The organism is Paenibacillus sp. FSL P2-0173 (assembly GCF_038008045.1).
Classification (GTDB): Bacteria; Bacillota; Bacilli; order Paenibacillales; family Paenibacillaceae; genus Paenibacillus; species Paenibacillus polymyxa_B.
The window spans coordinates 886,990-904,393 of sequence record NZ_JBBOYK010000002.1; the positions used below are offsets into that span (position 1 = coordinate 886,990).

Consider the following 17,404-nt stretch of genomic DNA (forward strand, 5'->3'; position numbering starts at 1 on the left):
GTCGTCGTCATCTCTACACACCGTAGCTCTTAATCGTTGCTTCCAGGGTTTCATCCGTATCTGCTAGCCAAACGAAACTAACCTCAAACGTTCCCGGCTCGAAAAACAATGGAAATCTCCGCTTAAACCAATCCTGCATCGGCAGATTTAGCGCCTCCTTCATATCCACCCACAGCAGTTCTCCCTCAGGGGGATTTTTTAATAGGTCACCTTCAGTGGCTGTAGCCAAATAGTTAAAGACCATATATCTCAGCCCTTGACTTGGATCACAATATTCGTCGATTCCTTTAAATACAATTTCCGTAACGGTTAAGCCTGTTTCTTCCTTTACTTCACGAATGGCCCCATTCACAATGCTTTCTGGAAACTCTACTTTTCCTCCTGGCGCAATATAACCCGGAAACCCCTTTCGATTTGGTCTATTCATAAGCAATACCTTACTTCCGTCTTGAATCATACACATGGTATATATTTTGTGTGTCACTTCTGTTGTCAATCCGATCATACCTTTCTTTATTCACGATTCACTATAATCTAGCTTTTAACTTTCACACCGACATACTGTGGTTAAATATGGAATTTACCATACTTTAACTCGTTATTTTGTAGAGCGCAATAACTCTAACCATAGACTAGATTAGCAGGGTAACCTGGAGCGATCACAGTCCCTCGTCAAACAACTGTAGGCCTATGATTTCAAAGGCGACGCCGTCGCCCGCTTTAACGTTGACATCACCATTCATTTCTTCAGAATCCAAAATAAACGTAGTGTCTCCTACTATAATCTCCAGACATTCTATCTCGCCTGCTTCGCCCTGCATCACTTGATGTATCGTTCCTTGAATCCAGTAGTCGCCTAGCTTTGGTTGAGGCCGAAAAATCCCTGTCTCTTCAGTAGACTTCAGCCTTCTGAACCCTTCTATATTGGATTGAGAAGTCTCGACCGAAATCACACAACCGGGAATCAACTTATCCAAGCTTTGTTCATACGGGACAACATACGCATATCCAGAAGTCAGTTCATGCCAAAAATATGTCCAGTAGCCGTATACTTTTTCCTCGCAAATACTACGAATGATGATATGCTGGTCTTTATTTATTTCCTTGATCTGTACGCGCATATATAGAGTCCTCAGTAGATACTTTTCTTATAATAATAGTGTTTAAAGCCTCTCGGAGCATCGTCAATAACACCAACGACTTCATACCCATGCTTTTCATAGAATTTGGGCGCTTGAAAAGTAAAGGTATTAAGTTGTATAAAATTACACCCTTTATCTCTAGCAATCTGTTCGATTTCACCAAGCAGTTGTGAACCGTAGCCCTTTCCTCTGTAACGCTGATCTACCCACAAAATATCAACCTCCACCCAGTTCCAACATAGTACACTTAGGAGACCGCCCATGACCTGACCGTCTTCATCTTTGAGCGTAAGATTAATCTCTTCGTATTGGGTTCGAATATCTGCTGGGACGTGTTTCGCATTAAACTCAATCAATTCGTTTCTGACTAAACGCGCTTCAGCTCTACTACTTCGATTCATCTGAGGTTCCAGCATCATGGCATAAATCCTCCAATTTAAAATGATTACTAGCACTTACTGATTTAAATATAGAAAATAATAGGGTTAAAATACTTTCATCTTCCTACTGTTATATATTGTATATACTTTTCTATGTTTAGTCACATGATTCATTTAACGGATAGAATTATTCCCGATCTAATTAGCGCTGATTGAAAGTCGCTCCCTGGATTCATGCAAAATATTTAGTAAACGAAAAAAGCAGGCCCCTCTGAAACGGAGAGCCTGCTATCGTTTGTATCCATCGTCTGTCCTACAGGAAAAAAGATGGGATGATTAAATTGAAATATCCAGTGATTTCCCAACTCCTGTAATATCACTACTGTTAACGCTGTTGATACGAGTTGTTTCCGTGTTACTTGGAGCGGGCTTTTCCATTTTTGGAGTTGACGTGCTGCTGGATTGCGAACTTTGCTGTGCAATTTGAGCTTCAATCTGTTTAATTTGCTGCTGAAGCTGCTTCATTTTTGTTTCTTTTGTATCTTTATTATCTTTACTTTGCTGTACCTTGTTGTACTCCGCTTCAAGTTGAGCTTTTTGCTTTTCCAGACTAGCTGTTTCGTTGGTACTGGATGAAGACGAAGTGCTTGCAACAGATATAGAACTGCTGGAAGTGGATGAAATGTTCATACGAGATTTCCCCTTTATAAAAGTATGAGTTTACACGTGTGGGCTAACCGGTTCTAAGCTATGGTATTGCACTCTAATGACTAATACGACGATGATATAGATTGTTCAAAAGTCTTAGCGATTTTATCGAATAAAGCCGATATTTCTTCATCTGTGGCATTTGATTCGTCTGTATTTCCCCACGCGTCTTTTAATGTAGAAAGCAGATCTGTTTCCTGATCTTTGTCCGAAGCTGTTGACCCGGATATAAGACTGGAACTCAGAACGCTTTGCAAATCACTCAGCAAGGATCTTTTTTCATCTACTGTAAGCTCTTTCTCAGATGTAGTGCTGTTATCCTCTTGATTGGAAGTCTCTTGGATATTCCATGCGAATGGAGGCATAATTCCACCCATTGCCTGCATCATAGGAGGCAGACCACTGCTATCCATTTCAGGATGGGACGGGTCTCCTTCGGGCGGCGGTGCAGGACGATTATTTTGGATCGTTTCTGCTATCTTATCGAATAGCTCCGATACTTCCTCATCTGTTGCCGTCGAAAGATCCACACCGGCTAATAAATCGTTAACCGAAGCCAATGGATTCTTCGTGCTATTGGTGAGTTCATCTGTATCAGAGGAAGCACTTGAAGACATCAGATAACTTTGCAGATCAGACAACAGCATTTTCTGTTGGTCTGTAGTTAGTGCAATGGTATCCTGGTCGTCGTACTTGTAATCATTACTGTAGTTTTCCGTAGGAAGCGGAGCCTGCATTCCTCCCGTGTATTCCATAAATTCCTTGCTCAATTCGAGTGAATCGTTAGATTTCTTGTGTGTGGTATGACCCGTGGTATTTAGTCCATTCTCATTTGACTTCACCGTATTCGATTGATCATAGGAAGTCGTGATGAGATGCCTGTTAATGGATAGTGACAAAGTAGATCCCCTCTCAGTGTACATAATGTTTTTAGCTGCCCACCTACCTTTCATCGGCAGCAAATATGAATGCAACCTGAGGGTATGCTGAATGATAACTGAATAAATACAGACTCACTAATACCGTAATCCTTTTTTTTATTTCCTAGACCATAGTCAAGGAAAATCCCCTCCGCAGGACGGGGGGATTAACCCTACTCGAGACAGGAGTAAGTAAAGGGATAATTTGTTACTCTTAGCAAAGAATAAATAAACGTATTCTAAAAATTGAAAGTAGGAGAATGATGTATGATCCGTATTAGCCATTTGGTTCACGAGAGACTTATGTTCCTATTCAAATTTTTGTACTCGCCTGCATATGTGGGTAGTGTAACACCAAGTTCCAGATTTTTAGCTAAAAATATGATAGAATCCATTCCATGGAGTGAAGTTCATGCTGTTGCCGAGCTTGGTGCTGGCACGGGGGCAATTACTCAATACATCCCCTGTGCTGCTAAATTTCAACCCAAGGTTTTACTCTTTGAAAAGGACCAGGCCATGCAGCAGAATTTAAAAAGAAGATTCCCGAATTATCTGTGCTATTCCGACTCGCGTGAGCTTCAGCTTGCTATGAAAAATGCCCAAATAGAACAGCTTGACTGCATAATTAGCGGGCTGCCATTTTTCAATTTTCCACAAGAGATGCGAAATCAAATTGTAGAACAAATTCATCTATCACTCAGGGATGGAGGAATGTTTGTCGCCTTTCAATACTCTAAACAGATGAAGCAACAGTTAGGTGAATGGTTTGATATTGAAGAAATCAAGTTTGTGCCTATGAACGTTCCACCCGCATTCGTGTATGTATGCCGAAAGAAAGCATAAGAAAGGAGTATGCGTATGGACGTGGAATATTTAATTTCCATCATCGAACAATACGGCTATGCAGCATTATTCTTTTCTCTATGGCTCGGAATTGTAGGTCTGCCCATCCCGGACGAAGTCATTGTGATGACTGGCGGGGCTGTAACAAGCATGGGCATACTTCACCCGTTACCCGCTTTTTTAATTGTATATCTTGGGGTTATATCAGGCTTGTCCTTAGGTTATGTATTGGGGAGAACCGTGGGTACACCGATTCTAGAACGTTTGCGCCGGAAGAAAAAAATGGACAAGTACATTACGTTTTCGGAAAAATTAGTACATAAGTATGGAAACTTCACTATTTGCATCAGTTATTTGCTACCGATCGTCCGTCACATTATTCCATATATTGTCGGAATCAATAAAATGAGCTTCAAGCGCTATGCTTTGTTCTCTTATTCAACGGGCTTGATCTGGACGCTGATCTTCTTTCTGCTCGGACGTATCTTTGGCGATCATGTACAAGCAGCAGGAGAACTGATCCATCGTTATGGCCTGCAGATGGCATTGCTTCTCATCATGCTGACAATTATATTTTTTATAATGAAATTTGTGTGGGGGAAGAAAACAACGGAGGAGTAAAGGTTGAGGATATTCGGCATGTTCATAATATAAGCGAATTTAAAAGTTACCTTTGGTTTTGTCCTTTTTAGCAATACTATCCATATGATATACTATAAACTAACAACAGAATGGCTTAGATGGGCGGTCGGCTAGTCTCCTGCAAAGGAGGTGATGCCTGTGGAGGTTAAAGATACATTAATGTTGATGATTCAATTTGCAACGTTGGTGATCTTGATTATTTCCTTCAACAAAAAGAAATAGACCGCCCTCCGGAAAAGGTTAGCGGTCTATTTTACTAATCCAACCCTACAGCCACCGCCCTTATAAGCGGCTGTTGTAAAAGAGTGAGGATGTTGGTAGCATCCTTACTCTTTTTTAGTATATACTTATTAGCTTTAGTTTATCACAGGAAAAACCATATTGCCAATATGGAAAATCTTTTTAAGAGGCAGCTTTCACCCTACGTTACTTCTTTAATTGAAGCAGCTTAACCAGCTTGTCATGAATGGCAGTATTCGGGTAATTCCCGCTAAACTGAGAAGATCCGGGGCCCATCGCGGTTAACGCCACATCAACAGATGTATGTCCTCCTGTGGTCCAGTCGATATAAAACTTTTCATTAGAGCCTTTTACAGTAAAAGGACCATCCTCTTTGGAGACGCCTTCACCGGATTCATCCTCCGCATCTTCGCCTTCAATCGCCAAACCGCCCGTTTCATGATCTGCCGTCACCAACACTAATGTATCTGGATGCGCTTTGGCATACTCTTTAGCTACTTTAACGGCCTTATCGAGCTGTTGCCCAGCCTTAATCGTTAACTCACCTTCATTGTCATGCGCCATCTCATCCGTTCCTTCTTCCTCTACCATCAGGAAAAAACCTTTTTGGTTTTTGGAAAGAACATCAATCGCTTTAGCCGTCATATCCGGTAAAGAAACCGTTGGGTTGTAAGAGTTACCCAGCTTGTTGTGAGCTTGAAACATCTCTTCATTGGCGAACAGCCCTAACAACTTAGAACCTTTAGCTGCTTTCATTTCTGTCTGATCTGTCACATAGCTATAACCCAGCTTCTTCGCTTGTTCTACCAAATTTCCTTGAGTTCCCTTACTAGCTTCCTCAGGATCTTCTGCCGGAGCATCTGGATGTTTGCCTACTGTTCCTGCAGGGTACCAGAAATCCTCACCACCGCCCAGAATAACATCCACCTTGCTTTTCTCCAGATACTGCTTGGCAATCTCGCTTTGAGCGGAGCGTTTTTCGACATGCGCACCAAAGGCGGCCCCCGTTGCGTCTGTCACTTGGCTTGTCGTCACAACACCTGTAGACATGCCTGCCTTTTTAGCCAGCTCCATAATCGTTGTCACTGGTTTTTTATTCAAATCCATTCCGATCGCGCCGTTATACGTTTTCACACCTGTTGCAATTGCAGTCGCAGCGGCGGCGGAATCCGTAACAAGATTATCCCCTGAACTTGTGCTAACCAAGCCAGTTACAGGCATGTTGTCCATTTCAAGTAATCCCGATTTCCCTACCGTCGCCAAGCGAATCGCGTTGCGACTTGCTTCTCCCATACCATCGCCGATAAAGAGAATGACATTCTTAGGAGCATCGACTTTCGCTGACGAGGTTTTCAGTCCTTTGGATACCTGTGCGGTAGTAGACTTGGTACTAGATGAGGCTGCAAAAGCGTTAGGGATATTAGCAGATAACAATGGCGCACTCAAAACGGTAATGGCACCGAAAGCAAGGATACTCTTTTTCATCGAACGCTTTTTCACAAGGTCACACTCCAATAAATTTAATATTCATATATGATAAAGTAATCATATATCTGCTTTGTAAAGCATCGTAAAGCAAAAGATTACACGAATGTAAAATTTGGAGTGACCACCTGTTTTTTATAAAACAAAAGAAGACACCGACTCTTGGTTTATCAAAGTCGATGCCCTCTGGCGGCGATATTTAAATGGCGGCGATATTTTTGCCGATCGGCATGGTGTAGTAGAGCGGTTTTTGCTGTCCATTTTGCTGATAGACTACAAGCAGAAGCGTGCGGCCTTCGGCTGTCAATGGACTTCCCCCACTCAGGATATGATCCAGACTAAATGGCAGTACATCCAGCACCGCGTGCTTTTGCAGTTCCTTTTCACTCAGCTTCAATGAAGCAAAGGCTGGAATAATCTCGCGGTATGGCTGAGGCTGTTGATTGCCTACATTCGCCTCACCTGTACTCTCCTTGCTCGCATCTGCCACTAAATCTGCAACCGCAGGTGACAACAGCGCGTCCGGGTGCTGGAGAATCATTTTCATGTAGCTGGACCAATCGTCCTTCTCCAAGGTATGCTCCCACCAGATTTTACGCGGCTTGTATTTATGGTTCAGGAAATAATCAAGCTTCATCAGTCCAAGCACCATATCCATTCGCTTTGTTCCACGCGATTCCAGAAAGGACTGGAGACGCGTGAACAAGTCTTCGAGCTGATGTCCGATTTTTTGCCAGCCCTGTCCTTCCCAGTAGTCTCCGAATTCCTGAAAGAAATCAAAAGCGGACGAGAATTCACGCTCAATCAGATAGTTGACTGTATGATCCATACGATGAGAGTTCCAGTATTTCTCCAATACATCTTCCAAGCGCTTGAGCCGGACGATATCGGCAAAGGAAAGGACGTCATTGCTCAGCATTTCATACGGCGCAACATCCATATACGTATAGTTATACTTGTCTGCGTCGATACGCAGTCCGGTGCCACGCAGCATTTTGAGGAAGCCAAGTTGAAGCTCTTCCGGGCCGAGCGCAAAAACGTCATTAAACGTTTTACGGAACGTGTTGTAGTCCTCCAAGGGCAATCCGGCGATCAAATCCAAATGCTGGTCGATTTTACCGCTTTGTTTGACCTTGGTAACAGTACGGGAAAGCTTGGTAAAGTTCTGGCGACGTTTAACCAGCTCATTGGTGGGATCATTCGTTGATTGGACGCCGATTTCAAATCGAAATACGCCCGGTGGCGCGTTTTCCGCCAAATAATCCAACACCTCAGGACGCATAATATCTGCCGTAATCTCAAACTGGAAGACACAGCCACGGTGATTTTCAATCAAAAATTTGAACATTTCCAGTGCATAATCGCGTTTAATATTAAACGTCCGATCCACGAACTTGATTAGGTTGGCCCCATTGTCGATCAGATACAAAATATCTGACTTTGTGCGCTCGATATCGTAATAACGTACCCCAACCTCAATGCTGGACAGACAAAACTGGCAGCTGAACGGACAACCCCGGCTCGTCTCAAAATAAACAACCCGTTTCCCGAGTTCCGGTATATCCTCTGCAAAACGATAGGGCGACGGAAGCTCGTTCAAGTCCGCTTTCGGGCGGCCGGGCATCTGAATAACCTCTTCTCCCTTACGGTAAGCCAGTCCATATACAAAATGGAACTTGCGATCCCCTTCCAGCTCCTGCAGCAGTTGATGGAATGTTTCCTCTCCTTCACCAACCACGATAAAATCCACATTCGCCAAACGCTTCATCCAGTGATCCGTATCGTAGGATACCTCCGGACCACCCAGAACAATTTTGACCTCGGGCATAATTTTTTTCAACACATCAATGACCTTAATCGTCTCTTCAATGTTCCAAATATAACAGGAAAAGCCGATGACATCTGCCCCCCGTTGAAACAAATCGGATACGATGTTCATCACCGGGTCCTTAATTGTGTACTCCGCCAGCTCGATATCAAAGTCCTTTTCACTGTAGGCTTTGAGGCATCGAATTGCCAGCGAGGTATGAATATATTTTGCATTTAATGTTGATAAAATGACTTTCATAGGTCACAACCTTTTATAGTTTGCATGAACTGTTCTATCCTTACCTTAGTATAGCTATTCAAAATCCTCGTACACATCGTCTGCATAAATCTCGTCCTCGCTTACCGTTCCCCCGATATTCCCCTGATTTTGAAAAAAATCAAGAAACGGCTTGCCGTACTTGCGGAACTTCACTTCGCCGACACCCTTGATCCGCAACATGTCTGCCTCGGATTGCGGGCTCGCTACGCTCATCTCACGCAGCGTCGCATCATTGAAAATGATATAAGACGGTACATGCTCCTGAGCGGCCAGATCGCGACGAATCAGGCGCAATTGCTCGAACACGGTTTCGTTGACTGCAGCCGGGTATGCATCGCGTCCCTGTCGTCCGCGTGAACCTGCTCCACCTGCAAAAGCCGTGGCATGTCGCACCACACGCTGCATGACTTCTCGCTGGCCTTTTAGCACTTCAGCCGCAAGCTGCTGCAAGCGTACGACCGGATATTGCCCCTCGGACAACATCAGATAGCCTTCCGAAACAAGAACATTGATAATTTCAGCAATTTCTTTTTCCGTCCGGTTGCCCATCACGCCATAGGTTGGCAGGCTGTCAAAACCATACTGCAGCACTTTTTTGTTACGCGAGCCTTTCAAGACCGAGGCGACCATCGAGACCCCATAACGCTCCCGCATGCGATGAATGCACGAAAAAATCTTTTGCGCATCTATGGTCATATCAACCAGTTCCCGCTCATCTGTACATGAACTACATATACCGCAAGCTTCATGCTCTTCCGCTTCTCCGAAATACTCAAGCTGTGCCGTACGTAGGCAACGAGTCGTGTAGCAATAATCAACCATCTGCTGGAGCTTGCGGTAGTCGTTGCGCTTGCGGTCTTCATCCTGTGGATTTTGCTCAATCAGAAACTTCTGCGTCACAATATCTTGCGGTCCGAACAGCAAAATACATTGACTCGGGTCGCCATCACGTCCTGCGCGTCCCGCCTCTTGCACGTAAGCCTCCATATTTTTAGGCATGTTGTAGTGAATGACATAGCGTACGTTCGATTTATCTATCCCCATGCCGAAGGCATTGGTTGCTACAATGACACGGATATCGTCGTACAAAAACCCTTCCTGGCTATCTGCACGTTCCTGATCTGTCATCCCGGCATGATAGCGCCCGGCTGCCATGCCTGCGTCACGCAGCCGTTGGTACAAATCGTCCACGTCCTTACGTGTCGCCGCATAAATAATGCCCGATTCACCCTCATGCTCACGGGCATAATTCAGTAAAAAGCTGCGTTTGTCTTCCCCGCGCAGCACACTGAACGCCAAATTGGGCCGTCCAAGGCCTGTAACGAACGTCTCCGGTGAGCGCAGACGAAGCAGGCGCACGATGTCATCCATGACCTGCGGTGTCGCCGTTGCCGTAAACGCCGCCACGATTGGGCGTTCGTACAGCCCGTCCACGAATGGAGCCACAGCCAGATAGCTGGTACGGAAATCATGGCCCCACTGGGATACGCAGTGTGCCTCATCTACCGCAACGCAGGAAATTGGCAACTGAGCCATTTCATCGCGAAACCAGTCCAGTTCCAGTCGTTCCGGTGCGACATACAGCAACTTCAAGTCACCATTTCGTGCAGCTCGTATGCGGTCATTCACTTCTCGACCACTCAACGTACTATTGATGTAGGCAGCAGCAATCCCCATTGTGGTCAGCGCATCCACCTGGTCTTTCATCAGCGAGATGAGCGGTGACACGACAATGGTCAGCCCCTCATGCAACAACGCGGGGATCTGGTAGCATATCGATTTTCCGCCTCCTGTCGGCATGATGCCCAACGTATCGTTGCCCTCCAGCATACTGGCCACAATTTTCTTTTGTCCCTCCCGGAAATCGGGATAGCCATAAAATTTTTGCAGCAAGTCCTGCGCCCGTTCCAATGTTGGTGCTTGTACACTCATAGTTTCAAAACTCCTCATATTTCTAGCGTCCTTGACGCATATCGGCTTTTCTTTCGTTACCTTTAGTTTACCGGGGTTCAGGGTAATGTTCAACCGCTAGAAGACTGCCAATCTGGTTTAGTCCCTTATGGCGCTCGCTGTTTTCTCATGATATAGTGAACACGGTGCCGCAAATTTGTCCATAACTATGAAGAGACACGGTTCCAAGAAGGAGAAAGAATCCATGAACAATCGGAAACCCCAACGGAAAAATCATACAAAATCTACGTCAAACGCAAGCCATTCCAAACGCAGTCATAAACCTGCCGGAAGATCTGGCTCCCATAAACCGGAAGCTCAACGGAGAACGAATGCTTTAGATAAAGCCCCTGCCAAAACATACATCGTCCAGGAGCCTGCCGAGCTATTGAGCTTTTTAGTAGAACATGTGACTGGCATGGGTCGTAACTCCATTAAATCAGCACTGGCTCGTGGGCAGGTGTCCGTCAACGGCATTCCGCGTACCGTGCATAATTTTCCACTGGAGCAAGGTCAGACTGTCGCTCTTTCCAAGGAAAAAATAACTCCCGTCGTACCACTGACTGGGCTACGTATTTTGCATGAGGATGAAGCCATTATCGTTATCCATAAGGATGCCGGGTTGCTGTCCGTGGCTTCAGCGCAGGAGCAGGAAGTAACAGCATATCGCCAGCTTACGGCCCATGTGAGGCGCGAACATCCGTACAATCGTATTTTTGTACTGCATCGTTTGGATCGTGATACATCAGGAGTGATGATGTTTGCGAAAAGCGAAGCCATACAGCAGGAAATGCAAAAAGCGTGGAAGGAAGTTGTGTATGAACGAACATACATTGCTCTTGTCGAAGGACAAGTTAAAAAAGCTGAGGGTACGATCACTTCATGGCTGAAAGAAAGCAAGACGCTAAAAATGTATTCCAGTCCTTATCCGAATGACGGACAGCACGCAGTCACTCATTACAAGCTGCTTCAAGCCAATCGGCATTTTTCTTTGCTGGAAGTACGTTTGGAAACCGGACGCAAAAATCAAATCCGCGTACATATGGAGGATATCGGCCATCCAATTGTTGGAGATAAAAAATACGGTTCCAAATCCAAGTCGATTGGGCGTCTAGGCCTACATGCGAGGGTATTGTCATTTATTCATCCCGTCACCGGAGTATTGCTGCGTTTTGAATCCGACATTCCTAAAACCTTTTTGAATCCGTTTCGGGAGTAGAATTGGCAAAGCATACGGAGATTAGATGGAAAAATATAAGAGGAAATGAGGGGGCTGTAGAAGACAGCACCCTTTTTTGATTGATTAAGCGGTATACCTCCGAACACCATCAGCCATTTTCATCAACTCATCCCATATATATATGGGCGTATTACACACTGGACAATCTACCCAACCGTTTAAATAGGGTAATTGGGCAAGCAGCTTGTTCTCTTCAATTTTTTGGGCATATTCGTGTAACCACTGCATATTAGCACCTCTACGGTCCAATGAACGGGGGCGGATCGGATGGGGAACCAGATTGTCTGAATTTACAGGATCTTTATCATAGACAACCAGGGTGTCATTCTGTTCATCAGGCCAAATATAGAGCGGGGTACCGCAATGCGGACAATCCAGCGTATATTCGTCACCTGTATCGAAGCTTTGTAGCATATAAGCTACGCAGCGATAACCCTGAAAAGCAGCACCCGCAGCCAGAACATAGCGTTTACCGATATCTCCTTCGTGTTCCTTCGCATAGAGCACCATTTCTTCAGTCAATTCTGCAAGTCGGACAATGGCACTCCGATATTGCGCATAAATATATTCAGCCAGACTAGAATCCACTTTCACCTGATCCCTTGTAAATTCCAATGGAACTTTGGTATGTAGAGGATTGTTATTCTTCGCTTCGAATATTCCGCAAATGTTATATATATCTGCACGAATCCCTATATCAGAACTTTTTAACGCAATGTCTACAAGGTAAGGTACAGCCGCAAATGTACAAGTATACAACGTATTTTGGTGATACAGTTCCTCCCAATACAAGGTGTCAGCCATTTCGCCGTCATATCCGGCTTGGAGCTGCTTCAACATTTCTGGGACGTATTGAGAAGAACCGTAGGGGCCTTGGAGCAGAGTCCAGGCCGGATCGGACAAAGCCAGCATCTTGATACTCCTTTCACCGTTTTTTTTACAGTAGAGGATTTTGCAAAAATCTCATAAGCGACTTCCAATGAACTTTCCAATGAACAAGATATAGATCGAAATGGTTTAGTTCGTCTATATCTTGCACTTCGGAGCGACTGGAATCGAATTTTGCAAAATCCTGACAGTAACATGGGATCGGTTTGTAAATTAAATTTTGCTATCAAAATTCATTTTAACTTCATAATTCTCAGCTTCTTACGTTTATTTCATTATACGCACATTATTAGCTGAAGTTGCTTTTCTCGATTTACGCAATATACAAAATCACTATTTTTTCGGGTCTATAATCATATTCGGTTAAGCTTTCAGCATTGTGAAGGTGACACACATTAAATTAATGAATTACTAACCCGGTTCTTATGTTTTACTACGAGTCCTCTGTCCATTCAGTTCCTTCGCCCTATGCATAGTCTACATTATAAGTCCTGTTACTTAAAAATCGCTGAGTAAGAAATAAAGTATATATACGTTAAAATTTCCATACATGTAAAAACAAAGACGCTCCCCTGCCTGTTTTTAATTATGCCAAACGGGTAAGACATACTTGTTCAAGGCTTTAATCTAACAGCTACAGAACTGATTTTATGAATCGGTATATGAAAAGGAGTGTTGGGAATATTATGTATGAATACTGCGACTATAAGGGGAAATAGCCTATGACCATAACACCGGAACAGCGGATTACCCTGCACGGATTTAACAATTTGACCAAATCATTGAGCTTCAACATGTACGATATTTGTTACACCAAAACCAAAGAAGAACGCGAGGCGTATATTGAATATATTGATGAACAATACAACTCAGATCGGCTGACAGCTATTTTAAAAAATGTATCTGACATTATCGGCGCCCACGTACTCAACGTAGCCCAGCAGGATTATGTACCTCAAGGAGCCAGCGTAACAGTACTTATATCAGAAGGACCCATTGTGGAGGTACCGACTGAATCTTATGCCGAGTCACCAGGCCCCCTACCTGAATCTGTCGTGATACAGCTGGATAAAAGCCACATTACGGTTCACACCTACCCGGAATATCATCCAGACGAGGGGATCAGTACGTTTCGAGCTGATATTGATGTCTCTACCTGTGGGGAAATCTCCCCGCTCAAGGCACTCCACTATTTGACTCATTCTTTCGACACCGACATTATGACGATTGATTACCGGGTACGCGGCTTCACACGTGATACGAATGGACATAAGCTTTTCATCGACCATGATATCGCCTCCATTCAAAACTATATTCCAGACGAAGTGCGCAGTCAGTATGACATGATCGACGTGAATGTGTATCAGGAAAATATTTTTCATACCAAATGTAAGCTAAAACAATTCGATCTGGACAATTACCTGTTCGGCTACATCAAGGAAAGCCTGAGTGAAAAAGAGCAACAAAATATATCAACACGTCTCAAAATCGAAATGGACGAAATTTACTACGGTAAAAATATGACGTAACAGATCGAATGCGTAAAAATAAAACAGATCATTTCATTGAAAAAAAGGATGATCGCTTGGACTGGAATACAGCCGGGCTTTCGTCCTTTTTTAAATACAAAATAATAGATATTACTCAACTTGATCTGTACAAGCGAGAGATTGTTCACTATGATAGGGGAAGAAACCACTAATTTAAAATATCAGCATAGATTTTACATCCGCTTCTCATTGTAAGCGCAATCAATTGATCCTACGTATGATTTTGTTATGGAAGACAAAGGAGGAATTTGTATGCAAGGCGGTATTGGCGGTAAAAACATCATTTTGCGATTGGAAATTTCCACCGGATACATCCAATTTGGTCAATTGATTACGCTGGTAAACGAACATGGCGGAGATGTGATTGCCATTGACGTCATTAGCACCTCTGAGAAGGTCACTGTGAGGGATATTACAGTTACCATTGCCGATCCAGCAGAAATCGACCGAATGATTGCTCGCATTAAAAAAGCACAAGGTGTTAAGGTATTATCCATCTCTGATCGTACCTTCCTATTACACCTCGGGGGCAAAATTGAAATGCAGCCCAAAGTCCCAATTCAAAACCGCGATGACTTATCCCGGGTATATACCCCCGATGTGGCACGCGTATGCATGGCGATTCACGAGGAACCGGACAAAGCTTTCCGCTTGACGATCAAGCGCAACACGGTCGCTGTCGTCTCTGACGGAAGCGCTGTTCTCGGGCTAGGTAACATCGGTCCCTATGCAGCCATGCCGGTTATGGAAGGCAAAGCCATGCTGTTCAAGCAGCTCGGCTCCGTCGATGCCTTTCCAATCTGTCTGGATACGCAGGACACCGAAGAGATCATTAAGGCCATTAAACAAATGGCCCCAGCTTTTGGCGGGATTAATCTGGAGGATATTTCGTCGCCACGATGCTTTGAGATTGAACAGCGGTTACGTAAAGAGCTGGACATACCTGTTTTTCATGACGATCAGCACGGCACAGCTGTCGTTTTATACGCAGGGCTGATCAATGCGCTCAAGGTTGTCGGCAAAGCCCTGTCTGACGTCAAAATTGTCGTCTGTGGTATCGGGGCTGCGGGTGTGGCCTGTACGAAAATTTTGCTATCTGCAGGAGCAGTCAACATCATTGGCGTAGATCGTCACGGAGCGCTTACAGCTGATGAAACATACGAGCATCCGATGTGGAACTGGTATGCGCAGCATACCAACCCTGAACGGCTGTCGGGCACGCTGTCCGAGGTTCTGAAGGATGCTGACGTGTTTATCGGGCTGTCGGCAGGTGGACTACTGCAACGAGAAGACGTGAAACGTATGAAAGAAGCCCCGGTGCTGTTCACTATGGCTAACCCGGTTCCCGAAATTGCGCCAGAGGACGTCGAGGACATTGCGGGTGTCATCGCCACCGGACGTTCGGACTATCCTAACCAAATTAACAATGTGCTTTGTTTCCCTGGCATCTTTCGAGCGGCGCTCGACTGCCGTGCCCGTGAAATCAACGAAGAGATGAAGCTGGCGGCCGCAGAGGCCATCGCAGGCACGATCCGTCCTGAAGAACTAAACAAGCTGTATATTATCCCTGGTGTATTTAACGAGAGTGCAGTTCAACGGGTGCGTGAAAAGGTGATTCAAGCCGCGATTGCGAGCGGTACAGCCAGAAGAGTGCCTCGGGATTTCAGATAAAAGAAAAGGATTGCTCCCCTAAATACGGGTGCAATCCTTTTTGCTATGGAAAGGTCAGTCTGCATATCCGTTTTCTTTACAGCGGTTATGACCTCCATTTAGAGAACAATTGACTGGCACGCTGGGCAAACTCCTCCAGATTAAAGTTGGAGTTGTCCAGCTTGTAGTACCATTTTTTAATCGTATCCAAAATCCATGAGGGAACCTTAACCTCCGAGATACCAGAATAAAACGTATGATACGCCCACACCAAATGCTCCCAGCGCTTGTCATCGCCTTCCTTCACGTATTCAGATACATCCAATACCTTGGCACGTCCGTCTTGCATGAGTACATTCTTGAGGTGAATATCACGGGGATTCAGCCCCTTGGATCGGACAAATTCCCTCGCCTTTTCCACATCCAGAATGACCTGCTCTGGCACAGGAATTCCTTGCAGCAGACAATCCAGCAGCGTAATACCGGATTCATAACTTATGACAATATACTTGTCGCCTTTTCCGTAATAATGAGGAAAAAAGTCAGACCCTCGCAAACGCTCATATACGTCGGCCTCCGCATCTTTCTTCTCGATCGCCATGTCTGAGTACACCTTGAACGCGTAGCCTGGCAACGTATCGAGCGTAAATACGGCCGCATCTGTCCCGATGCCAATACAGCGGACGTCTTGAGTGCCTGTTTTAATGGTAACCGGATCATTATCCTCCGTACTGTATACGGTCACTTGACTTATGATGTCTTCTGCCTGCCTCCATTGTTCTACCATGCGCGATCCCCTCCTTCTCTGTTCTAAACCAATACCAATAAAGTTAGTTCTATAACAGATAAATAGTATTACGGGTTATCTTTTGGAATGGCTTCAAAATAGGTTGATTCTTTTATAAATACGGTATGTACCGTGTCTAACGAGCGTCCGGCAGAAGCAACCTTCTTAACTCTGCATAGCTTGCTGCTGTTTTATAGATCCCCAGCACGTCAGTCTCCGGGGGAGCGTTCCTGTGATTGAACCAGATCACCTGCCAATTCGCAGCTATAGCTCCCGCCACGTCATTACGCCAGGAATCCCCAATGTAGCAGCAGTGCTCTGCTAACGTTCCTGTCCGTTCGTTCACTACTTCAAAAATGCGCGGATCAGGCTTGGCATAGCCAACGGTCCCAGATACAAAGATATGCTCTGCTGCAACATGATTTTCCAGTGCCATGGCCTTGATCTTGCTCATCTGGTGTTCCTCAAGACCGTTTGTAATTAATCCAACTAAAAAGCCAGCCGAGCTCAAATCATTTATTAACGAGGTCGCCCCCTCAAAAGGCTCAATTCGGTACTGACGATCCAAGTATTCTTGTTGAACATGTACTGCCTGCTCACGGGTAATTTCTACCCCGAATTCTTGTAAAGCCAGAATGAAACGGCCTTCCCTCATCTCATCCAGTTCATCCGGCCCTGCCTTCCCCTCCAATAGTCCTCCTTTAGCCGATAGTACATCGCTGTAATAGCGAATACGATGGTAGGCTTTCTCATAAGGAAAACGATCACTCAATCCTAATACTGTACGCAATGCATCGCGTGTAGGGTGCAAATGATCGTACATCGTATCATCTACATCAAAAAAAACAGCCTTCTTTTGCAAGTTCATATGCCCACTTCTTTCTGTTAAA

At 44.8% G+C, this 17,404-nt stretch carries 17 protein-coding genes; 6 read left to right on the top strand and 11 right to left on the bottom strand.

All coding sequences use genetic code 11. The features are described 5' to 3' along the window. Positions 1-13: 13 nt before the first annotated feature. From MKX30_RS14410 to MKX30_RS14430, 5 genes are all read right to left on the bottom strand, one after another. Entirely contained in the window at positions 14-505 is a 492-nt protein-coding gene (locus tag MKX30_RS14410; RefSeq protein ID WP_023987712.1) for an 8-oxo-dGTP diphosphatase, read from the bottom strand. Positions 506-659: 154 nt separating this feature from the next. After that, positions 660-1,121 (bottom strand): hypothetical protein, encoded by a 462-nt coding sequence (locus MKX30_RS14415; RefSeq protein ID WP_340858836.1) that lies wholly within the window; start codon positions 1,119-1,121, stop codon positions 660-662. Between the two features lie 11 nt (positions 1,122-1,132). After that, positions 1,133-1,561 carry a GNAT family N-acetyltransferase gene (locus MKX30_RS14420; protein WP_340858838.1) on the bottom strand — a complete coding sequence of 143 codons (429 nt, stop codon included), beginning with the start codon at positions 1,559-1,561 and terminating at the stop codon, positions 1,133-1,135. A 297-nt stretch (positions 1,562-1,858) separates the two neighbouring features. Further along, positions 1,859-2,212 (bottom strand): FlxA-like family protein, encoded by a 354-nt coding sequence (locus MKX30_RS14425; protein ID WP_340858840.1) that lies wholly within the window; start codon positions 2,210-2,212, stop codon positions 1,859-1,861. Positions 2,213-2,292: 80 nt separating this feature from the next. Then, positions 2,293-3,129 carry a hypothetical protein gene (locus MKX30_RS14430; RefSeq protein ID WP_068939950.1) on the bottom strand — a complete coding sequence of 279 codons (837 nt, stop codon included), beginning with the start codon at positions 3,127-3,129 and terminating at the stop codon, positions 2,293-2,295. 288 nt (positions 3,130-3,417) lie between these two features. Between MKX30_RS14430 and MKX30_RS14435 the strand changes: the two genes are divergently transcribed. The 3 genes from MKX30_RS14435 (at position 3,418) to MKX30_RS27400 (ending at position 4,857) form a co-directional block, all read left to right on the top strand. Beyond that, entirely contained in the window at positions 3,418-3,993 is a 576-nt protein-coding gene (locus tag MKX30_RS14435) for a class I SAM-dependent methyltransferase (protein ID WP_053324924.1), read from the top strand. A 15-nt stretch (positions 3,994-4,008) separates the two neighbouring features. Further along, complete coding sequence (locus MKX30_RS14440; RefSeq protein WP_023987704.1) at positions 4,009-4,614, top strand: DedA family protein; 606 nt, start codon at positions 4,009-4,011, stop codon at positions 4,612-4,614. Between the two features lie 153 nt (positions 4,615-4,767). Beyond that, positions 4,768-4,857: a putative holin-like toxin gene (locus tag MKX30_RS27400; protein WP_007429455.1), complete on the top strand. Its 90-nt coding sequence runs from the start codon at positions 4,768-4,770 to the stop codon at positions 4,855-4,857. Between the two features lie 204 nt (positions 4,858-5,061). Here MKX30_RS27400 and MKX30_RS14445 read toward each other — a convergent pair whose 3' ends face one another. From MKX30_RS14445 to recQ, 3 genes are all read right to left on the bottom strand, one after another. Then, a complete protein-coding gene (locus MKX30_RS14445) occupies positions 5,062-6,375 on the bottom strand; it encodes an alkaline phosphatase (protein ID WP_023987703.1) in 1,314 nt (437 codons plus the stop codon). A 184-nt stretch (positions 6,376-6,559) separates the two neighbouring features. Then, entirely contained in the window at positions 6,560-8,428 is a 1,869-nt protein-coding gene (locus MKX30_RS14450; protein ID WP_028543002.1) for a B12-binding domain-containing radical SAM protein, read from the bottom strand. A 54-nt stretch (positions 8,429-8,482) separates the two neighbouring features. After that, positions 8,483-10,381 (bottom strand): DNA helicase RecQ, encoded by a 1,899-nt coding sequence (gene recQ, locus MKX30_RS14455; RefSeq protein WP_025724305.1) that lies wholly within the window; start codon positions 10,379-10,381, stop codon positions 8,483-8,485. A gap of 223 nt (positions 10,382-10,604) precedes the next feature. Here recQ and MKX30_RS14460 point away from each other — a divergent pair, with 223 nt between their 5' ends. After that, positions 10,605-11,618, top strand: a complete 1,014-nt coding sequence (locus MKX30_RS14460) for an RluA family pseudouridine synthase (protein ID WP_023987700.1) — start codon at positions 10,605-10,607, stop codon at positions 11,616-11,618. A gap of 84 nt (positions 11,619-11,702) precedes the next feature. Here MKX30_RS14460 and MKX30_RS14465 read toward each other — a convergent pair whose 3' ends face one another. Further along, the gene (locus MKX30_RS14465) at positions 11,703-12,551 is read right to left on the bottom strand and encodes a hypothetical protein (protein WP_075153940.1); all 849 of its coding nucleotides are present in this window, start codon (positions 12,549-12,551) and stop codon (positions 11,703-11,705) included. Positions 12,552-13,249: 698 nt separating this feature from the next. On the opposite strand from MKX30_RS14465, the gene speD reads away from it, so the two are divergent. Both speD and MKX30_RS14475 read left to right on the top strand, forming a co-directional pair. After that, positions 13,250-14,056 carry an adenosylmethionine decarboxylase gene (gene speD / locus MKX30_RS14470; protein WP_076264349.1) on the top strand — a complete coding sequence of 269 codons (807 nt, stop codon included), beginning with the start codon at positions 13,250-13,252 and terminating at the stop codon, positions 14,054-14,056. 273 nt (positions 14,057-14,329) lie between these two features. After that, a complete protein-coding gene (locus MKX30_RS14475) occupies positions 14,330-15,748 on the top strand; it encodes an NAD-dependent malic enzyme (RefSeq protein ID WP_322155896.1) in 1,419 nt (472 codons plus the stop codon). Between the two features lie 85 nt (positions 15,749-15,833). On the opposite strand, the gene MKX30_RS14480 is transcribed toward MKX30_RS14475, so the two are convergent. Beyond that, positions 15,834-16,514, bottom strand: coding sequence for a serine/threonine protein kinase (locus MKX30_RS14480; protein WP_023987697.1), 681 nt, complete (start codon positions 16,512-16,514; stop codon positions 15,834-15,836). 136 nt (positions 16,515-16,650) lie between these two features. Beyond that, positions 16,651-17,382: an HAD family hydrolase gene (locus tag MKX30_RS14485; protein ID WP_075153939.1), complete on the bottom strand. Its 732-nt coding sequence runs from the start codon at positions 17,380-17,382 to the stop codon at positions 16,651-16,653. Between the last annotated feature and the right edge of the window lie 22 nt (positions 17,383-17,404).

What these genes read in the sequence shown, in the direction of transcription:
- MKX30_RS14410 (WP_023987712.1), bottom strand. Translation starts at nt 505, where the DNA reads ATGATCGGATTGACAACAGAAGTGACACACAAAATATATACCATGTGT.
- MKX30_RS14415 (WP_340858836.1), bottom strand. Translation starts at nt 1,121, where the DNA reads ATGCGCGTACAGATCAAGGAAATAAATAAAGACCAGCATATCATCATT.
- MKX30_RS14420 (WP_340858838.1), bottom strand. Translation starts at nt 1,561, where the DNA reads ATGATGCTGGAACCTCAGATGAATCGAAGTAGTAGAGCTGAAGCGCGT.
- MKX30_RS14425 (WP_340858840.1), bottom strand. Translation starts at nt 2,212, where the DNA reads ATGAACATTTCATCCACTTCCAGCAGTTCTATATCTGTTGCAAGCACT.
- MKX30_RS14435 (WP_053324924.1), top strand. Translation starts at nt 3,418, where the DNA reads ATGATCCGTATTAGCCATTTGGTTCACGAGAGACTTATGTTCCTATTC.
- MKX30_RS14440 (WP_023987704.1), top strand. Translation starts at nt 4,009, where the DNA reads ATGGACGTGGAATATTTAATTTCCATCATCGAACAATACGGCTATGCA.
- MKX30_RS27400 (WP_007429455.1), top strand. Translation starts at nt 4,768, where the DNA reads ATGCCTGTGGAGGTTAAAGATACATTAATGTTGATGATTCAATTTGCA.
- MKX30_RS14450 (WP_028543002.1), bottom strand. Translation starts at nt 8,428, where the DNA reads ATGAAAGTCATTTTATCAACATTAAATGCAAAATATATTCATACCTCG.
- recQ (WP_025724305.1), bottom strand. Translation starts at nt 10,381, where the DNA reads ATGAGTGTACAAGCACCAACATTGGAACGGGCGCAGGACTTGCTGCAA.
- MKX30_RS14460 (WP_023987700.1), top strand. Translation starts at nt 10,605, where the DNA reads ATGAACAATCGGAAACCCCAACGGAAAAATCATACAAAATCTACGTCA.
- MKX30_RS14465 (WP_075153940.1), bottom strand. Translation starts at nt 12,551, where the DNA reads ATGCTGGCTTTGTCCGATCCGGCCTGGACTCTGCTCCAAGGCCCCTAC.
- speD (WP_076264349.1), top strand. Translation starts at nt 13,250, where the DNA reads ATGACCATAACACCGGAACAGCGGATTACCCTGCACGGATTTAACAAT.
- MKX30_RS14475 (WP_322155896.1), top strand. Translation starts at nt 14,330, where the DNA reads ATGCAAGGCGGTATTGGCGGTAAAAACATCATTTTGCGATTGGAAATT.
- MKX30_RS14480 (WP_023987697.1), bottom strand. Translation starts at nt 16,514, where the DNA reads ATGGTAGAACAATGGAGGCAGGCAGAAGACATCATAAGTCAAGTGACC.
- MKX30_RS14485 (WP_075153939.1), bottom strand. Translation starts at nt 17,382, where the DNA reads ATGAACTTGCAAAAGAAGGCTGTTTTTTTTGATGTAGATGATACGATG.